Genomic DNA, 16,897 nt, shown 5'->3' on the forward strand with positions numbered 1-16,897 from the left:
CACGTGGTCACCGGCCATCTGCAGCCCCGTCCAGGTGAGGTCGTTGCGGATGGCCCAGCGCGTCTGCGTAAAGTCCTGCTCCGAGATGTTGCTGCCCAGCTGCGCGCAGCAGCCAAACCCGAAGAACCGGTTGACGGTACCCGGGCTGTTGGGCTGCGGGTTGTAGTGGTAGCGCTGCCCGCTGAGCGTGACCTCGTTCAGCAGGTCGCCGCGCGTCCACGTGTGCTTGAGGATGCCCGTGTTCACGTCGTTGCGAAAGCGCGTGGCGCTCTCGAACGCCGTCAGTCCGCCGAAGTCGCGGATGTCGTTCTCGTGCCGCGTGTTGAAGCTGAGCTCGAAGAACGATCCCTCGCGGTGCTCCCACCCCAGCTTGGCAAAGCCCAGGATGCTGCGGAACGGCTGGTCGAACTCGCCGTTGTACTGGGCGAAGTTGATGCTGTCCAGCGCGGGAAAGCCCGTGGGCGGCACGATGTTCACCCGCGAGGCGCGCGTCTGGTCGTTGCGCTCCACCGAGCCAAAGAAGAACAGCCGGTCGCGGATGATCGGCCCGCCCACGTCCACACCCCATTGGTACCGCTCGAAGTCCGGCCGCTCGAAGGCCGGGTTGGCCCGCCGGTCCGCCCGCTGAAAGCTGTCCAGGGCCACCAGGCCGGCGTCCTGGTAGTTCACGAACCCGTTCACCTCCCACTGGTTGGTGCCCGAGCGCGTGGTGGCCGTGATGATGGCGCTGGACGCCTTCTGGTACTCGGCCTTGAAGTTCTGCGTGATCACGCGGAACTCGCCGATGGCGTTGCGGGGGAACGGGTTGCCGCGGCTGGCGTCCTGCCCGGCCACGCCGCCCGCCAGGATGTCGTTCTTGTAGCTGGCGCCGTCGATGAAGACGTTCACCTGCTCCGCGTTCTGCGCCCCCGCGCTGAAGGTGCGGCGCGTGGCGTCCAGCGTGGTGCCCTGCAGCTGCGTGCCGGGCGCCAGCACCGCCAGGCCCAGGAAGTTGCGGTCCGCCGTGGGCAGCGACTCCACCTGCTGCCGCGTGACGTTGGTGGCCACCTCCGACGTGCGCGTCTCGGCCACCGAGCCCGTGGCCGACACGCTCACGGCCTCCAGCTGCACCGCCTGGGGCGCGATCGTGAAGTTCACGTCCAGGCTTTGCCCCACGCCCAGCTGCACCGCGCGCGACTGGGCGCCCCCGCCCACGCGGGTCACCGTGAGCTCGTACGGGCCCGGGCGCAGGCCCGCCAGCACGTACGCCCCGTTCTGCGCCGTCACCACCTGGCGCCGCTGGTTGGTCTCCGTGTTCCGGGCCACCACGGTGGCGCCGGCCATCTCCTCGCCGTCCGCGCCGCGTACGTAGCCCTGCAAGCGTCCCGTGGTGGTCTGCGCCCCCGCCGCCCCCGGCGAGGCTCCGATCATACACAGCAGCAGGACGATGGCGCGAACGATGAACCCTGGTTTCATGGGCGTGCTCCTGGGGGTGGGGGTGGGTCAGCCGAGTCCTGCGGGAAGGGGCGGCTCGTCCGTGCCGCCGCCGCACGAGCGGCGCACGACGAGCGTGGTCTGCAACAGCTCCTGCGCGGGCGGCGCGTCGCCGGCCATGGCGTGGCACAGCAGCTCCACGGCACGCGCGCCCATGTGGTTCACGTCCACCCGCACGCTGGTGAGCGACGGGCTCAGGTAGCGGCCGATGGGCACGTCGTCGAAGCCCGCCACGGCCACGTCGTCGGGCACCCGCCGCCCCGCCACCCGCAGCGCGCTGATGGCGCCCACGGCCATGGCGTCGTTGGCGCAGAAGATGGCCGTGGGCGGATGCGCGTCGGCCAGCAGCGCCATGGCCGCGCGGTATCCGCCCGCCTCGGTGAAGTCGCCGGCCGTCTCCATCCCGCCCACGGCCCCGGCCGTCTCGTCGATGGCCGCGCGAAAGCCCCGCAGCCGCTCGCGGGCGTCGAAGTTGGCCGCGGCGCCGTTCACCATGGCCACGCGCCGGTGGCCCAGGCCGATGAGGTGGCGCACCATCTCCCGCGCCCCGCCGAAGTTGTCGACGTTGATGGCCGAAAAGTCCGTCCCGGCCACGTCGCAGTTCAGCAGGACCACGGGGACGTCGGGGGGAAGGCTTTGCGCCAGCTCGGCGCCGCTCACGTCGGGCGACATGACGATCATGCCGTCCACGCGGCCGCGCATGGCGCCCACGGCGAACTCGATCTCGCGCCGTCCGTCGTGCGAGCCGCTCAGCAGCAGGTGGTAGCCGCGCTCCTGCGCGCGGGGGTCCATCCCCCGGATCACCTCGCTGAAGAACTCGCCGAACAGGTCGGGCAGCACCACGCCCACCACGTCCGTGCGCCGGGTGATGAGGCTGCGGGCCGTGCCGTGGGGCAGGTAGCGCAACTCGGCCGATGCGGCCTCCACGCGGCGGCGGGCCTCGTCGCTCACGGGGCCGGTGCCGTTCAGGGCGCGCGACACCGTCGTGACCGACACGCCGGCCCGCTGGGCCACGTCGCGGATGGTGATGCTCACCGGGTCTCCTGCGTGAGGTTCGCCAAGAGGTTGAGCAAATGGTGTGGTAACGTTTTCATGGAAACGTTTCCAGAGATACGCGGCCGTTGCGCGTCTGTCAAGAGCGTTCGCGGGTCCGTGATGGGAGGGATACAGGACGGCCGCGGATCGAGGCGATCGATCCGCGGCCGTTTCCCGCGTCACTCCTGGATTCGGTCTACTCCACATCGTCCGGCAGCCGCACGCGCAGGACCTCGCGCCGTCCACGATCACGCGCTCGGCCGTGGCGTTGATGGTGTCCAGGAGCCGCTCGTGCCAGGCGGCGAGCTGCGGGCCGACGTCGTTCCACGCCCTGCTCCCGTGGATCAGGTCCTTGGCCTCCCGCAGCGAGATGGGATCCCTTCCGCAACAGCCTAGCCGGCCGTTTCTCGTCGTGATGCGACCCTCTGCACCATCGTCCCGATCAGGGCCCCGATCAGAGACCAGTTCACCACGATCCCAAAGAGGAGCGCGTAAAACGGATCCGTCCCCAGCATGACAGCCACGGCGGCTGCGGGTTCGAGGAGAAGCGCCAGCAATGCGTTGGTGGGGAACCCCGCGACGATCGCCCCCATTGTGGCGTCCCACCACGCTCCTTCGGCACCGGCGGCGGAAGCCTGCTCTAAAATCGTTTGTCGCCATTGTTCTACAAATACTGCCAGGAAGACGCCAAACAGCAGCCCACCGGTTGTAAATCCGACCTTTGCTCGCATCTGTAGAAGTCGCCGCTCGCGCTTGTCGCGTCCAGTCCGTGCTCCCCGGCGTCACATCGGTGCCGCCGGGCACCCGCATTTCCCACAGCAGCTGGTCGCCCGCCCACACGAGCGCGTGAGCGTGCTCTATTACGATCTATGACATGGTGATCGAATCCAACACGCGAAGGAGGACACTGCCATCAGGTAAGTAGATCGTCCTTATGTGCGTGAATTTCCACCCGTTTCCCGTTCAATGACTACTTGAATGCGCGGTAGGGCTTTTTCGTCGGGTGCAACCCGGATAGTGGCACGTCCAGCGGCAATGAGATCTGCGGATGCGCTCCGGCGGGCTGTACCGGGCCGAGTACCAAACGATGCTCGTCCAGAACGGCGGGCGGAAGATGCCGGCGGTCGTAGCCATGGGTCGGCGGATGCTCTGCCTGATGTTCGCGATCGCGCGCGAGCAGCGCGCGTTCACGCCTGCGCCTCCGATTGGCACGGACGTGTAGCGGAAGATCACAAGTACCAGCACCACCGGCGGGATGGGGGAGGAGCCGTAAGCCGAGTTGAAGTGGCACGTGCGCCAGCCCAGTCTACATCCGCTCCCCCGAATCCTCCGGGCCCGCTTAAGTCTCCAAGACAGGGGTTTGAGGGGCGCGCCTGCCTCGTGGGCAACCCGCCGCCTCCTACATGACACGATGGAGTTACGCGGGCCAATGCCGGACAGTCCGCCAGGTGCGTTCTTGACAGATGGGGTATGTGGGCGGTGCGCTACATCTGCGCGCCGACAAAGCGAATGAGCCCGGCGCGGGTCCGCCCTCCCATTGAGGCTTCCCGCGGGACGGTCTTCGAGAAAACACTCGATAGCGCCGGGCTCTCCGATCGCTCCAGCGTGGACCCGGGACCTGGTTGAGGCGTGTCCGCACCGCCTTCGATGTGACACTTCGTCACACTGGACTCGCGCTGACACGGCACATTATGCCGACCAACATCAGCTCACAGCTACGAACGAAGCTGGATCACTCGACCAATGCGGCTCCATCAAGGCGGCTCCTCACCCGCTGTCCCCCTGAGAACAGACGCGACTCCCGGTATGCTCGCAAGGTGGTGCCGGCGCTCTGCGACCCGGATGAGGTGTGATCAGCACGGCCGTGTAGGGACACTTGCCGCGTCTGGGCAGGCAGGCACTTCTAGGACTCGCCTACGTGCCAAGCGCTTTTGCCCCGAGGAACAACCGGAAAATCCACACGACGGCCACGCCTACGACTGCCGTAGCGAGACCCAAGACGGTTGACGAGATCAAGATTGAAAGCAACTGGGAAGCACTAAACCCCTCCTGAAATACGAGATCCGGAGCCCAGATCGATGTCAGCACGGCTCCCAACAATGATCCGGCCCCCGCTGCGATACCGTTTAAACGCGCGGCTAGGCCAAACCTGACCTTGTGAGCGCGGAGTACGAGAACCGCGTTCAGCGTGAGCACGGTGAGAACCGTAGCGATGTTCGCCGTCCGTGTAAGCACCAGCCGACTCTCCTGTTCCAGCGGTGTCGCAAAGGTCCCATACATCCAGAACTGTTGGACGATCGCGAAGGCGATTGCCCCAGAGATGATGAGGCCACGTTGAAGTCTCGATGTCAGCATCGGCTGGTTCACTTGATCCAGTAGTGCGGTGCCTCCGGCCTCCTTGCCGGAGCGGTTATCAAGTCCGGCGACGAGTATTGCACAATCAGCGGGATATTGCCGGCATGGCCTTGGATCGCGCCGAACACAGCGGCGTCATTCCGTCCCACATCGATGCATCCTGCGGATCCGGGAATACTCCCCCCGTGTAGCCAGAACCGGCTTCTTTGCACGCCAGCAGTTCCACTGATTCGAGTCAGCGGAGTGCGATAGTCGCCCCAGTCAGCGAAGTGTGTCCGCAAACGAAAAATTGCCTTATCCAGCCCCTGCTCATTGAAGATATCGGCAGGGTCGACCATGTATGTACCCTCAGGGATTGGCCCGAAGTCGCTCACGTCTTGATCACCCGCCGTGGCTCCAGCTCGGCCCGAAGTAGCTGCCCACTGGCCCTTTACCTTCCCATCATCACCAACAAGCGTAAGCTGTGTCCCGTTGAACTTTAGTGTATCAGCCCTCAGACCATACGGATCCGAGTAGCTCACCGGATCCCCCGCCGCGAAGCCGTACGCATTGAGCCCGCCCGCGAGGCCGATGGGGTCCGTCTGGGTGAACTGGCCCGTGGCGGGATCGTAGTAGCGGTTGCGCATGTACATCTGGCCGCTCGCGTCGCGCATCCCGTCCACGAGGCCGCCGTACCACACGCGAATGTCGGGCTTCTCGCCGCCCCACGAGTGCGCCGCGTTCGTCTGCATCCCGGGCCAGGCGATCAGCAGGCAGCCGGTCTGCCCACCCTGCGCGCAGTCGCGCACGAGACCCGTCACCAGTGACGTACCCTTGTGGAACTGGCCGCGCCACGTCTCGCGCGGAACGACGCTTTCCACGCCCTCCTTGGTGATCAGCAGCGGCCGGTCGATTGATCTTACGAGTCGAACGCCGTTCTGAGCCTGCGCGCGCCGATCAATTACCTCCTCGATCGATGCACCGATGCTTGTGAGTGCCGCGACCGCCCAGTGATGTAGGTTCCCAACGTAAGGCCGATGAATAGAAGCATAGCCCACGCAAAGAAATTCAACACGACACGCTCAATGGCTGACGGCACATCTCCGACTTGGCCCGGTACTCCCAAGGCTCCGACCAAGTCAACCGCGCTCAGGAGACTGTCTAACGCAGGATGGTGCGGCGGTCCCACCGGCTCAGCATCGAGAGTAGCGCAAAAGCATCCATCCGTGAGCAGATAGTACCCGACCAAGAACGCAGCCTGAACTATTGCGGCGGCTGTGCAGGAGATTCGTACTCGGGTTCGTGCGGTCATCTTTTCGCTCCCTGGGGCGTAAGGACAGTGTAGGTGCGTAGGACTACTTGCCGAGCTTGTGACGCCACAGCCCTGCGGATGAACGAAGAGAGTCAGGCAATTGCGCCCAGAGTCCCTCGTTAATACGATCAATCCTTGGTGAATCATCCGTCATTGTCCCCTGCTGGTCGTGCGCTAGCATCTCATGTGCTGCCGTCATTACAAAATCCCCCTCGCGGAGGAAGTTACCGATCAAAATATCGCCAGCCCCGCGGAAGAGCCGATTCGGCATGGTCTGTCCCATGACGGTGTTGCCCAATATTCCATCTGAGTTCTTGCGCCAATGGGTTACACTGACGAATACGACATCACGCTCAGTTCGTTCATACATCTCGGCAGCTTGGGAGAATAGATTCACGTGAGCCGGCGCATCAGAATCCCTTACTGCCGCATACAGGGCATTGATGACTTGCCTGCAATCGGGGTCCTCATTGCCCTGCTTATCTCGCTTGCACAGCCCGTAGGGATCACTATATGTGACCGGATCCCCCGCCGCGAAGCCGTAGGCGTTCAGCCCGCCCGCGAGGCCGATGGGGTCCGTCTGGGTGAACTGGCCCGTGGCGGGGTCGTAGTAGCGGTTGCGCATGTACATCTGACCGCTCGCGTCCCGCATTCCGTCCACCAGGCCGCCGTACCACACGCGGATGTCCGGCTTCTCGCCGCCCCACGAGTGCGCCGCGTTCGTCTGCATCCCGGGCCACGCGATGAGCAGGCAGCCGGTCTGCCCACCCTGCGCGCAGTCACGCACGAGACCCGTCACGGGGGACGTACCCTTGTGGAACTGGCCGCGCCACGTCTCGCGCGGCACCACGCTCTCCACGCCTTCCTTGGTGATGAGCAGGGGCTTGTCGATCCCGCCCGCGTGAAAGTAGCTCACCCGGCCGTAGAAGTCGCCGCCCGCGCTCGTCGCGTCCAGGCCCGAGCTCCCCGGCGTCACGTCGTTGCCCCCCGGCACGCGCAGCTCCCACTGCAGCTGGTCGCCGGCCCACACGAAGCGCGTGAGCGTGCTCTCGCAGTCGTGGCTCGTGTTGAAGCACACGCTGTCGCGACGCGTGCGCTCCATGATGCGCCGTCCCAGCGGATCGTACCGGTACTCGGCGAACGAGCCATCCTGGCTCCACGTGCTGCCGTTGGTGGTCTCGTCGTGCACCTGCACAATCCGCAGCTTCTGGTCCGCCCCGTAGTAGTTGCGCGTCAGCGTGATGTGGTTGATCCCCACCGCGCCGTTGAAGTACGAGCCCCATCCCTTGTGCTCGCCCCAGGTCACGTTGCCCGACGCATCGTAGTGCCGGTACGTGCTGTCCGGCAGCGCCGTCTCTCCCGGCTGGGCCGAGAGCACCCGTCCGATGCGGGTGATGCGGGGGGCGCCCGACACGTACGTGTTGCGGGTCGTGGGAGGCGTACCGTTTCCGTCGGCCCAGCTGGTGCTCTGCACCTGGTTGCCCATGCCGTCCACCGTGTAGACCTCGGTGAGCCGGGTGGGGTCGTTCGGGTTGCCCCAGTCCGTCCCCACGAGGTTCCCCAGGCCGGAGTACCAGTTGTAGAAGTGCGTGGTTTCCCCGCTCACCTCGCCGCTGACGAACGTCTGCTTGCCGCGGGCGTCGTGCGTGAACGCGTCCTGCGCCAGCACCCCGCCCGGGATGCTGTCGACGCGCGTCGTGCGGCGCCCGTCCGCGTCGTACGCCGTGCGCTCCGACCCGCCGCCGGGGTAGGTGGTGCGCACGGGGCGGCCCAGCAGGTCATACTCGAAGCCGTAGGCGTAGCCCTGCCGGCTCCACGCGTTCCGGAGCGCGCCCGTGGTGGAGTCGTACGCGAAGCTGTCCGCCTGCGCCACGCCCGTCAGGTTCAGCGGGTGCTGCATGGCCCGCAGCTGGCCCGTCTGCGCGTAGTAGCGGTACTCCAGCCCGTACGCGTGCTGCGTGTAGTCCATCCCCGCGTACGTGCGCATGAACGTGCTGTCCGTCCGCAGCGCGCCGCCGGGGTAGTACGTGCGGATCACCCTCGCGTCCAGGTTCTCGGCATAGACCTGGCTGCCCACGGCGTCGTAGCGGTAGATGAACGTCTCCGCCGGCGCCGTGAAGCCCCCCGCCGCGTTGCTGGGGTAGAAGGGAAAGCGCAGGTTGGTGCAGGTTCCCCCGGGAATGCACGACTGGTTGTCGGTGGCGGACGGCACGTTGCGCCGCACCAGCCGGTTGAGCGCGTCGTACTCCATGGTGACGACGTGGCCGCGCGCCGTAATGGCCCGGATGGGGTTGCCGGCCAGGTCATAGACCGTGCTGTCCCTGCCGGAGGCCAGCGTGCTCTCCCGGACCTTGCGGCCCGCGCGGTCGTAGGCAAAGTACGTCGCGATGGCGCCAATGCCGGCGCTGTCGGGATTGGACGAGCGGACCACCTTGACCACGCGGCTCATGGCGTCGTACTGCGTCGTCACGCTCACCCGCTCCTGCGGCAGCGTACGCGCCGGCACGCGCCCGCCGGCCGGCAGCGCCACGGCCGTGCCCCGGGTCTCCGCGGCCGAAACCCGTCCCATGACGTCGTAGATGGTGCGCGAGCGAAGGCCGTTGACCCGGAGCTCCGCCTCCGTGTCGGCGCTGTCGGGGCGCACGGGGGTGATCACCAGCGTGTCGCGGCCGTACTGGTCGCGGTAGTGGTGGGTCAGGAAGCCGAGCGCCGTCCGGGTGAAGCGCAGGTTGCCCAGCGGGTCGTACCCCAGCGAGTCCGCCCCGCCCCCGCCCGCCGCGCCCGTCACCGGGTGCGGGTAGCGCACGCGCGCCAGCAGCCCCCGGCTCGTCCCCGTGGTGTTGTAGTCGTAGTACACGCGGCGGATGGAGCCGCCCTGCTGCTGCCACAGCAGGTTCCCCGTCTGCGGGTCGTACGCCATCGCCGTCTGCCCCACGCCCGGCGCGGTGACGGTGGCCGGCGCGTCCCACAGGTTGTCGTAGGTGTACGTCGTCGTCAGGTTCTGCCCGTCGCCCAGCGGGTTCACCACCGTGGTGGTGTCCACCCGTCCCCGGAAGTCGTACCCGGCCCGCGACTTGACCACCAGGCTGTCGCCCCGCGCGTTGGGCCCGCGCACCTCCGTCACCAGCGACGGATAGTTCGGGTCCGTGCGATAGAGCACCGTCTCGCCGCCCATGGCGTCGCGGATGCGCCGCGGCGCGCCCCGACTCGTCACCCAGATCCGCGTCTCGTCCGCCACGTCCGCGCGCGGCCCGTTGATCAGCGTGTACGCCTGCGAGACGAGGACGGACGAGGCCGTCGTGGTCCCCCGGCTCACCCCGCGGCTTTCCGCCGCCGTGAACCGGGTGGCGATGGTGTCCGCCCCGCCCAGCGCCAGCTTGACCGCGCTCAGGCGGCCCGTGGCGTCGTACTCGTACCGGGTGACCGTCGTGTCGCGCGACGTGCGCGAGGTGATCCGGTACGGGTCGGTCGCGTCCGCGTACCCGAACTGCGTGGACAGCCCGTCCGGGTCCGTGATGGACAGCGCGCGGCCCCCGTCCCGCGTGAGCGTGATCCCTGGCTGCGCCGCGCCGTTGATCTGCGGCGTGACGGCGGTGAGGTACGTGCCCGTGTACGTGAAGCTGAAGCCCCGCGCCACGCCGTCCCGGCTGGGCACGCTCACGTACAGCAGCTTGTCCGTGAGCCCATCGTAGCTGAAGTGCGTCGTGTCGTTCAGCCGGCTCACCGTGCGCACGTGCCGGCCCTGCAGGTCGTAGTGGATCTCGCCGCCCCCCTGCAGCTTGCGCGTGTACTGCGTGCCGCCGGGGGCCAGGACGAGCGTGTCGGGCCGGCCCTCCGGGTTCTGCGCCACCCACACCTGCCCGCTCACCACCTCCTGCAGCACGCGCGTGCTGCCGTCTCCCCCGCGCAGCACCTTGCGGGTGTCGCCGCCGGTGCACACGCACCTGACCTGCTCCAGCCCCGCCAGCCACCACCCCGAGCCAAAGTTGCTGTCCAGCCGGTTCACCAGGGCCATCTCGCCCTGCGTCGTCGTGGAGTACTGCGCGCCCCCGGCGTACACCGCCGTCACCTGCAGCGTGTAGCCCGTGAGCCACCACGTGGCCGGCCCCCCGTACCACTGCACGCCGATGCGCCGCGTCATCCCCGGCCACCAGTCGCCGCCGGCGAACGTGCGCGTGTAGGCCACCCCGCCGACCGTCACCGTCGCCACCACCTGCTGGGGAGCCGACGTCGCCGCCGGCAGCGTCACGTCCGCGTACACGGTGGGGTAGGGGTGCGCGTGCTGGCTGTTGTACAGCAGCACCGGCGCGCGGCCCCGGCCCAGCGTCATCATCCCCGGGACGCCGTGCGCCAGCCGCAGGTCGCCGCACTCGTACGCCGCCCCCGGTCCCGCCGACACCGTCACGCACTCGCCGCGCGAGATGGTGCCGGTGGAGTTCAGGTCCGCCAGGCTCACCGTCATGGCTCCCGGGCTGCCCCCGGAGCCGTGCACGTCCACCTCCATCCACCCGGCATCCTGCACCGAGGGCAGGCCCGACTGCCGGGCCCGCAGCTCCACGGAGACGCTGGTGCCCGGCGCGTTGTACCCGTACGCCACCGACACCGTGGTGCTCGCCCCCGCGTTGACGGTCACGGAAGGCGCGGGAGAGATCGTGCACCCCGACACCGGCGCGCCCGACCCCACCTCGCGGCAGGTGGCCTGCAGCGTGTACGTGGCCGTCGCCGGGCCCGTGTTCTGGATGGTGAACGTCTGCGACGGCGTGTTCCCCACCGCCACGTACGCCACGCCCCCGTCCGGCGTCACCGACACCCCCGGGGCGCCGTACGTGAACGTGACGCTCATGCTGCCCGTGCGTCCGCTCTGGTCCTGGATGGACGCGAACAGCGTGTTCACCCCGGGCTTGAACGTGATCGTTCCCACCGCCCGTCCCTTGGGCTTGGGCGAGCCCGGCGTCGGCGTGTACTGGAAGGCGGGCGTGACGATGGTGTCGTTCAGCTTCACCACCAGCGAGGCGGGGTCCAGCGACAGGTCGTCCCCGACCCCGATGGTCACCGAGATGGACGGCTGAACGAACGTTCCGCCCCCGGGCGTGATGGTGACGATCGGATTCGTCACGTCGTCGCCCGTGCCCGGGCACGGGTCCTCCGTGCATGCCTGCGCCGCCGCGCCTGCCGCGGACAGGTGCAGCGCCAACAGCAGGCCGGCCGCGTGCAGCAGCAACCCGCCACAGCGGCGCCAGAACGAAACAGCCGCGTAACGAATTTCGCTACGAAGCGTGCGAGGGAAACGGTGTGACATGACGAGCCGGGTGGGTCGGGGAGCCGGGGAGCTGCAGACGGAGGAGGCCGATTTCGCTGGGTGGGGCCGGAAAGAACGCAGCCGGGGGACGGCTGCGCCTGACGTGTGGACCGGAACGGCGGTGTCGGAGATTCCTGTGCGTTGAGGATATGCAGGAACGAACGATCTTCTCAAGCCCGCGCGCCAAAGCGGCCGTGGCGATTCCGGACGTGGACGGCGAGCCGCGACGAGAGGCCCCCCGCGAACCCCGCCAGCACACCGAGCCGGATTCGGCTCGTCAGCGCGTGGCGAGCACCGTCCGGGGGACCGGATGCGTCCGCACGCACGCTCGTCCTCCGGCTACGCGCCTTTCCTGCGCGCCGCGCGGCGGTAGAGGTACACGCCGGTGCCGAAGCACGCGAAGGTGATGCTCGCGCCGGCCCACGCCGACCAGGGCCATACCACCGCGACGGCCACGATCAGGGCGCAGAACACCAGCCCAGCGAGCTGCTCGTCCACGAACCAGGCACGCGAAACGGGCCTGCGCCGCTCGGCAACGAGCGCCATGACACCCGTGCAGGCACCCGCCAGCGCCACCAGGACGGCGACCACCGTCGCGACTGATCTCATCCTACAGTTTCCTCCGAGCCGTGCGGCGCCACACGGCAAATTCCGCGAAAGGCGTTGCCGGCCGCGGCGAGCGCGCTCGCCGCCGGCGCGCACGTCAGCACCACGAACACGACCCGGCTCGGCAGCACGGGCCATCGGCTCGAAGGGTGCGGGATCATCCGATGGAACGGGAGGCGGCGGAGCGGGGAGCGCCTACCCCCGCGCGACGCGGGCGGTGGCCAGGCGGGCGGCGAGGGGATCGGCCACGAGGGTCTGCAGGGTGCGCATGTAGGCGTCCACGTCAAAGTGGTCCAGGTCCATCACCACCTGCAGGGCGCACCCCTCGATGAAGCCCGCGGCCACGGCGGCCAGCCCGTCCGCCGTCACCCCGGCGTAGCGCTCGGGCTCGGCGTCCACCACGGCCTGCGCCAGGGGACGAAAGGCGTCGCGGTAGCGGTCCAGGGCGCCGCGGATCATCCGCTTTACGTCCGTGTGGCGCGTGCCCATCACCCAGTAGTCAAAGAACAGCTCCACCCGCTCGCGCTGCTTCGGGAGCCGCTCCACGTCGCGGCGGATGGCGCTGAGCATGCGCTCGCCGGGCGTGCGGCCCTCCAGCAGCGCCGGCAGCTCCGGGCCCACCACCGTCACCTCCAGCAGCCACTCCAGCAGGGCGACGAGCAGCCCGTCGCGGTCGCCGAAATGGAAAAAGACGAGCCCGCTGCTCACCCCCGCCTCGGCCGCCACGGCGCGCCCCGTGAGCCCCGCCAGCCGCTCGCGGGCGGCCACGCGGTACGCCGCCTTGAGGATCTCCCCGCGCCGCTGCTCTTCGGGTGCTTTGCGTCCAGGCATGAATTCGCGGCGGGCTCAAGGAAGACGATGGAATGCCGGCCGGGCGAGACCACGCGGCGGACGGCGGATTGGAAGATAACAGGAAAAAACGATCCACGCAGAGCATCCGTTTCCGGGATGCCCCGCGTGGATCATCGTTCAGCGGCGTGGGGGTCAGGCCGGGCTGGGGCGCTGCTCCAGCAGGCGCACGGCCACGGCCTCCATCACCAGCTGGCGGGCGCGCTCGGCGATCTGGTCCAGCGACGGCGTCTGGGCCAGCGTGCGCTCGGCGTAGCGGCGCACCTCGTCCAGTGTGGGCACGTGCGGCAGCTCGATGCCGGCCAGCACGGCCGCGGCCCGGGCGCCGGCGCCGCGCAGCGCCGCCTCGATCTCGTGAAAGTCCGGCCGCGCGGCCAGCACCGCCGCCGCCTGCGCCGCGATGCGGTCCGCGGGGAACGACGACGCCAGCTGCCGCGCCACCTTCTCCACCACCTTGGCGCCCAGGCGGCGCTCGTTGTTCACCACGTCCGCGGGCGGCTCGCCCAGGTCCCACACCAGGCCCACCCACGACATCGCCTTGAGCGCGTAGTACGTGGGATCGACCTCGTACCAGCGAAATCCCTGGCGCGTGGAGCGCTGGTAGGCGTGGTGGTTGTTGTGCCATCCCTCGCCCAGGGTGATGACGGCCAGCCACCAGTTGTTGCGGCTGTCGTCGCCCGTCACGTAGCGCTGGTTGCCGTGCACGTGCGCCAGCGAGTTGATGAAGAACGTGCCGTGGTACAGCAGCACCGTGCTCCAGAAGAACCCGACGACGAGCATCTGCCATCCGCCGAACAGGAAGCAGGCCACGCCCAGCACGATGGCGGGGACGAGCGGATACTTCTCCAGCCACACCATCTCCGGGTACTTGGTCAGGTCCGGCACGGCCTCCATCTCCGTCTCCGCGTGCCTGCGGTCGAAGATCCAGCCCACGTGCGAGTACAGGAATCCGCGGTGCCGGGGCGAGTGCGCGTCGTCTTCCGTGTCGCTGTGCAGGTGGTGATGGCGATGCACGGCCGCCCACCACAGCGCGCCCCGCTGCGCCGAGCTCTGCGCGATCCAGGCGAGGATGAACTGCCCCGCGCGGCTCGTCTTGAACGAGCGGTGGCTGAAGTAGCGATGGTACCCCGCCGTCACGCCGAACATCCGCACCACGTACAGCACGACGCAGACGACCAGCGCCTTCATCCCCACGCCCGTCCAGAGGGCGCCCAGGCAGGCCAGGTGCACCAGGATGAACGGCACCGTGGCCGGGTAGATGATGTCGTCGTGGAACTCTTCTTCGGCGGCGGCGTGGTGGGCCATGCGGAATTCCGTGCGGATGGAGGACGCGCCGCGGAGGTGCGGCATTGACCATTGGATCAACAATACCAGATGTTGATCGTGCGGTCAACACTGCGCCCGGTAACGAGATGCGTACAGCAACGGCAACAGCAACGGCAACTGCTTTCTCACGCAGAGACGCAGAGGGCGCAGAGTCCTTCATCGCGCGACTCGGCTCCGTGCCGCGGGGGCGAGGATCTGCCGGGCGGAGGATGGGGATTCGGGACCGTGGCGGGCGGGCGGCGGGGTGGAGTAAGATTCCGGGCGGATCCCGGCAGCAGTCCCACCCGACAACGCAGATTCGGTTTCGGATGAGCGCACTCGACGCAGACGTGATCATCGTGGGGGCCGGGCTGGCCGGCCTGGTGGCGGCCGCCGAGGCGGCGGATGCCGGCAAGCGCGTGATCGTGGTGGACCAGGAGCCCGAGGCCAACCTGGGCGGCCAAGCCTTCTGGTCGTTCGGCGGATTGTTCCTGGTGGACTCGCCCGAGCAGCGGCGGCTGGGCATCAAGGACTCGCACGCGCTGGCCCTTCAGGACTGGCTGGGCAGCGCCAACTTCGACCGGCCCGAAGACGCGTGGCCCCGCAAGTGGGCCGAGGCGTACGTGGACTTTGCCGCGGGGGAGAAGCGCGCGTGGCTGCACCGGCAGGGGCTGCGCTGGTTCCCCGTCGTGGGCTGGGCGGAACGGGGCGGATACCTGGCCACGGGACACGGCAACAGCGTGCCGCGCTTTCACGTTACCTGGGGCACGGGGCCGGCCGTCATCGAGCCGTTCGTGCGGCGCGTGCGCGAGGCGGAGCGGCGGGGCACGCTGCGGCTGCGCTTTCGCCACCGCGTCACGGGGCTCACGCAGACGGGCGGCGCCGTGGACGGCGTCACGGGCCAGGTGCTGGAGGCGAGCGACGCCGTCCGCGGGGCACCCAGCTCGCGCGCGGTCGTGGGCGAGTTCACGCTGCGGGCGCAGGCCGTCGTCGTCACGTCGGGGGGCATCGGCGGCAACCACGAGCTCGTGCGGCGCAACTGGCCGCAGCGCATGGGCCCGCCGCCCGCGCGAATGCTGAGCGGCGTGCCCGCGCACGTGGACGGCGCCATGCTGGAGGTCGTCCACGGCAGCGGGGGCAGCGTCATCAACCCCGACCGCATGTGGCACTACACCGAAGGGCTGCGGAACTGGGATCCCATCTGGCCCATGCACGGCATCCGCATCCTTCCCGGCCCGTCGTCGCTGTGGCTGGACGCGCTGGGGCGGCGGCTGCCGGCGCCGCTCTTTCCCGGCTTCGACACGCTGGGCACGCTGGAGCACATCATGACCACGGGGTACGACTACACGTGGTTCATCCTCACGCAAAAGATCATCGAGAAGGAGTTCGCCCTCAGCGGCAGCGAGCAGAACCCCGACCTCACGGGCAAGGACATCCGCATGGTGCTGGGCCGCGCCCTGCCCGGCGCGCCGGCCCCGGTGGAGGCGTTCAAGCAGAAGGGCGCGGACTTCGTGGTCGCGAAGACGCTGCCGGAGCTGGTGCGGGGGATGAACGCGCTGACGGACGCGCCGCTGCTGGACGCCGACGCCGTGGAGCGCGAGGTGGTGGCGCGCGACAGCCAGCTCGTCAACCCGTTCGGCAAGGACGCGCAGATCACGGCCATCCGCGGCGCGCGGGCCTACGTGGGCGACAAGCTCATCCGGGTCGCGAAGCCGCACGCGCTGCTGGACCCCAGGGCGGGCCCGCTCATCGCCGTGCGCCTGAACATCCTCACCCGCAAGACGCTGGGCGGCCTGCAGACGGACCTGTCCGCGCGCGTGCTCCGCGCGGACGGCGAGCCGCTGCCGGGGCTGTACGCGGCGGGCGAGGTGGCGGGCTTCGGCGGCGGCGGGATGCACGGCTACCGCGCGCTGGAGGGCACCTTCCTGGGCGGCTGCATCTTCTCCGGCCGCGTGGCGGGACGGGCGGCGGCCGGCGCGGTGGTCTAGCTCTCCTGCTTTTTCTCACGCAGAGGGAGCAGAGGCAGCAGAGTACTTCAGTCCGCGCAGGACCCGGGGTACTCTGCTGCCTCTGCTCCCTCTGCGTGAAAATGTAGTTGTTCTTTAGAGCTTGGGGCGAATGCGAAGCTCGGGACGCGGGCGCGGAGCCTCTTTCTTTACGAAGAGCGGGTTCTTTCCGTTCAGAAAGGAAAGCTTGCCCAGGTCCGCCAGCGCCTGCTCCACCAGCCTGGCCCGCTTGACGGACTTCAGCGGATACGACCGGGGCGCCGCGCCCTTGGCGCGCGCCACGAGGTCCGCGTACGACCGCCCGCCCACGTTCGGCAGCCGGTACTGGTCCCGGATGTCCCGCAGCAGCTCATCCAGCAGCTGCATGGACGAGCGAAAGCGCACCCAGCGGTGGTTGTCCCAGGTGAGCGGCGTATCCGCGGGCACGTTCACCGGATCGAACCGCCGGGCCAGCTCGCGCGCGGCCAGCTGCCCGCGCGTGCCCAGGTTGCGGATGGTGCCCTCGGGCATGTTCAGGTTCAGCCCGCCCTCGCTCTCCTCGTCCAGCAGCACGTGCGCCACGCGGTCGCGGTAGCCGGGCACGCTCAGCTGCGTGTTGTCCACCCAGTTCTGCATCGCGTTGATGATGGACCCCAGGAACCCGGCGATGGAGGTCCAGCGCGGCCGCTCGTCCAGGCG

Annotated in this window: 11 protein-coding genes and 1 pseudogene; 2 read left to right on the top strand and 10 right to left on the bottom strand. The window is 68.7% G+C overall.

Translation table 11 applies throughout. From position 1 onward, the window contains the following. The 3 genes from VFZ20_RS06255 to VFZ20_RS06265 all read right to left on the bottom strand — a co-directional run. Positions 1–1,455 (bottom strand): carboxypeptidase-like regulatory domain-containing protein (locus VFZ20_RS06255; RefSeq protein ID WP_329682983.1); only part of this gene is annotated, 1,455 nt, incomplete at its 3' end. A gap of 27 nt (positions 1,456–1,482) precedes the next feature. Next, positions 1,483–2,508, bottom strand: coding sequence for a LacI family DNA-binding transcriptional regulator (locus tag VFZ20_RS06260; RefSeq protein ID WP_329682984.1), 1,026 nt, complete (start codon positions 2,506–2,508; stop codon positions 1,483–1,485). A 392-nt stretch (positions 2,509–2,900) separates the two neighbouring features. Beyond that, a complete protein-coding gene (locus VFZ20_RS06265; RefSeq protein WP_329682985.1) occupies positions 2,901–3,239 on the bottom strand; it encodes a hypothetical protein in 339 nt (112 codons plus the stop codon). 317 nt (positions 3,240–3,556) lie between these two features. On the opposite strand from VFZ20_RS06265, the gene VFZ20_RS06270 reads away from it, so the two are divergent. Beyond that, positions 3,557–3,730: a hypothetical protein gene (locus VFZ20_RS06270; RefSeq protein ID WP_329682986.1), complete on the top strand. Its 174-nt coding sequence runs from the start codon at positions 3,557–3,559 to the stop codon at positions 3,728–3,730. A 692-nt stretch (positions 3,731–4,422) separates the two neighbouring features. On the opposite strand, the gene VFZ20_RS06275 is transcribed toward VFZ20_RS06270, so the two are convergent. From VFZ20_RS06275 to VFZ20_RS06300, 6 genes are all read right to left on the bottom strand, one after another. Beyond that, positions 4,423–4,875, bottom strand: a complete 453-nt coding sequence (locus VFZ20_RS06275; RefSeq protein WP_329682987.1) for a hypothetical protein — start codon at positions 4,873–4,875, stop codon at positions 4,423–4,425. After that, entirely contained in the window at positions 4,872–5,900 is a 1,029-nt protein-coding gene (locus tag VFZ20_RS06280) for an RHS repeat-associated core domain-containing protein (RefSeq protein ID WP_329682988.1), read from the bottom strand. Before VFZ20_RS06280 ends, VFZ20_RS06275 begins: the two co-directional genes overlap by 4 nt. 297 nt (positions 5,901–6,197) lie before the next feature. Then, on the bottom strand, positions 6,198–11,375 hold the full coding sequence (locus VFZ20_RS06285; protein ID WP_329682989.1) for an RHS repeat-associated core domain-containing protein: 5,178 nt from the start codon (positions 11,373–11,375) through the stop codon (positions 6,198–6,200). A 417-nt stretch (positions 11,376–11,792) separates the two neighbouring features. Continuing rightward, positions 11,793–12,062: a hypothetical protein gene (locus VFZ20_RS06290; RefSeq protein WP_329682990.1), complete on the bottom strand. Its 270-nt coding sequence runs from the start codon at positions 12,060–12,062 to the stop codon at positions 11,793–11,795. Positions 12,063–12,254: 192 nt separating this feature from the next. After that, entirely contained in the window at positions 12,255–12,890 is a 636-nt protein-coding gene (locus tag VFZ20_RS06295; RefSeq protein WP_329682991.1) for a TetR/AcrR family transcriptional regulator, read from the bottom strand. A 153-nt stretch (positions 12,891–13,043) separates the two neighbouring features. Beyond that, on the bottom strand, positions 13,044–14,213 hold the full coding sequence (locus VFZ20_RS06300) for an acyl-CoA desaturase (RefSeq protein WP_329682992.1): 1,170 nt from the start codon (positions 14,211–14,213) through the stop codon (positions 13,044–13,046). A 329-nt stretch (positions 14,214–14,542) separates the two neighbouring features. Between VFZ20_RS06300 and VFZ20_RS06305 the strand changes: the two genes are divergently transcribed. Beyond that, complete coding sequence (locus VFZ20_RS06305; RefSeq protein ID WP_329682993.1) at positions 14,543–16,201, top strand: FAD-binding dehydrogenase; 1,659 nt, start codon at positions 14,543–14,545, stop codon at positions 16,199–16,201. A gap of 114 nt (positions 16,202–16,315) precedes the next feature. Here the strand turns inward: VFZ20_RS06305 and VFZ20_RS06310 are convergent. Further along, positions 16,316–16,897: pseudogene (locus VFZ20_RS06310) on the bottom strand (hypothetical protein); the annotation flags it as partial.

It is taken from the genome of Longimicrobium sp., from assembly GCF_036280135.1.
In the GTDB taxonomy this organism is placed as follows: domain Bacteria; phylum Gemmatimonadota; class Gemmatimonadetes; order Longimicrobiales; family Longimicrobiaceae; genus Longimicrobium.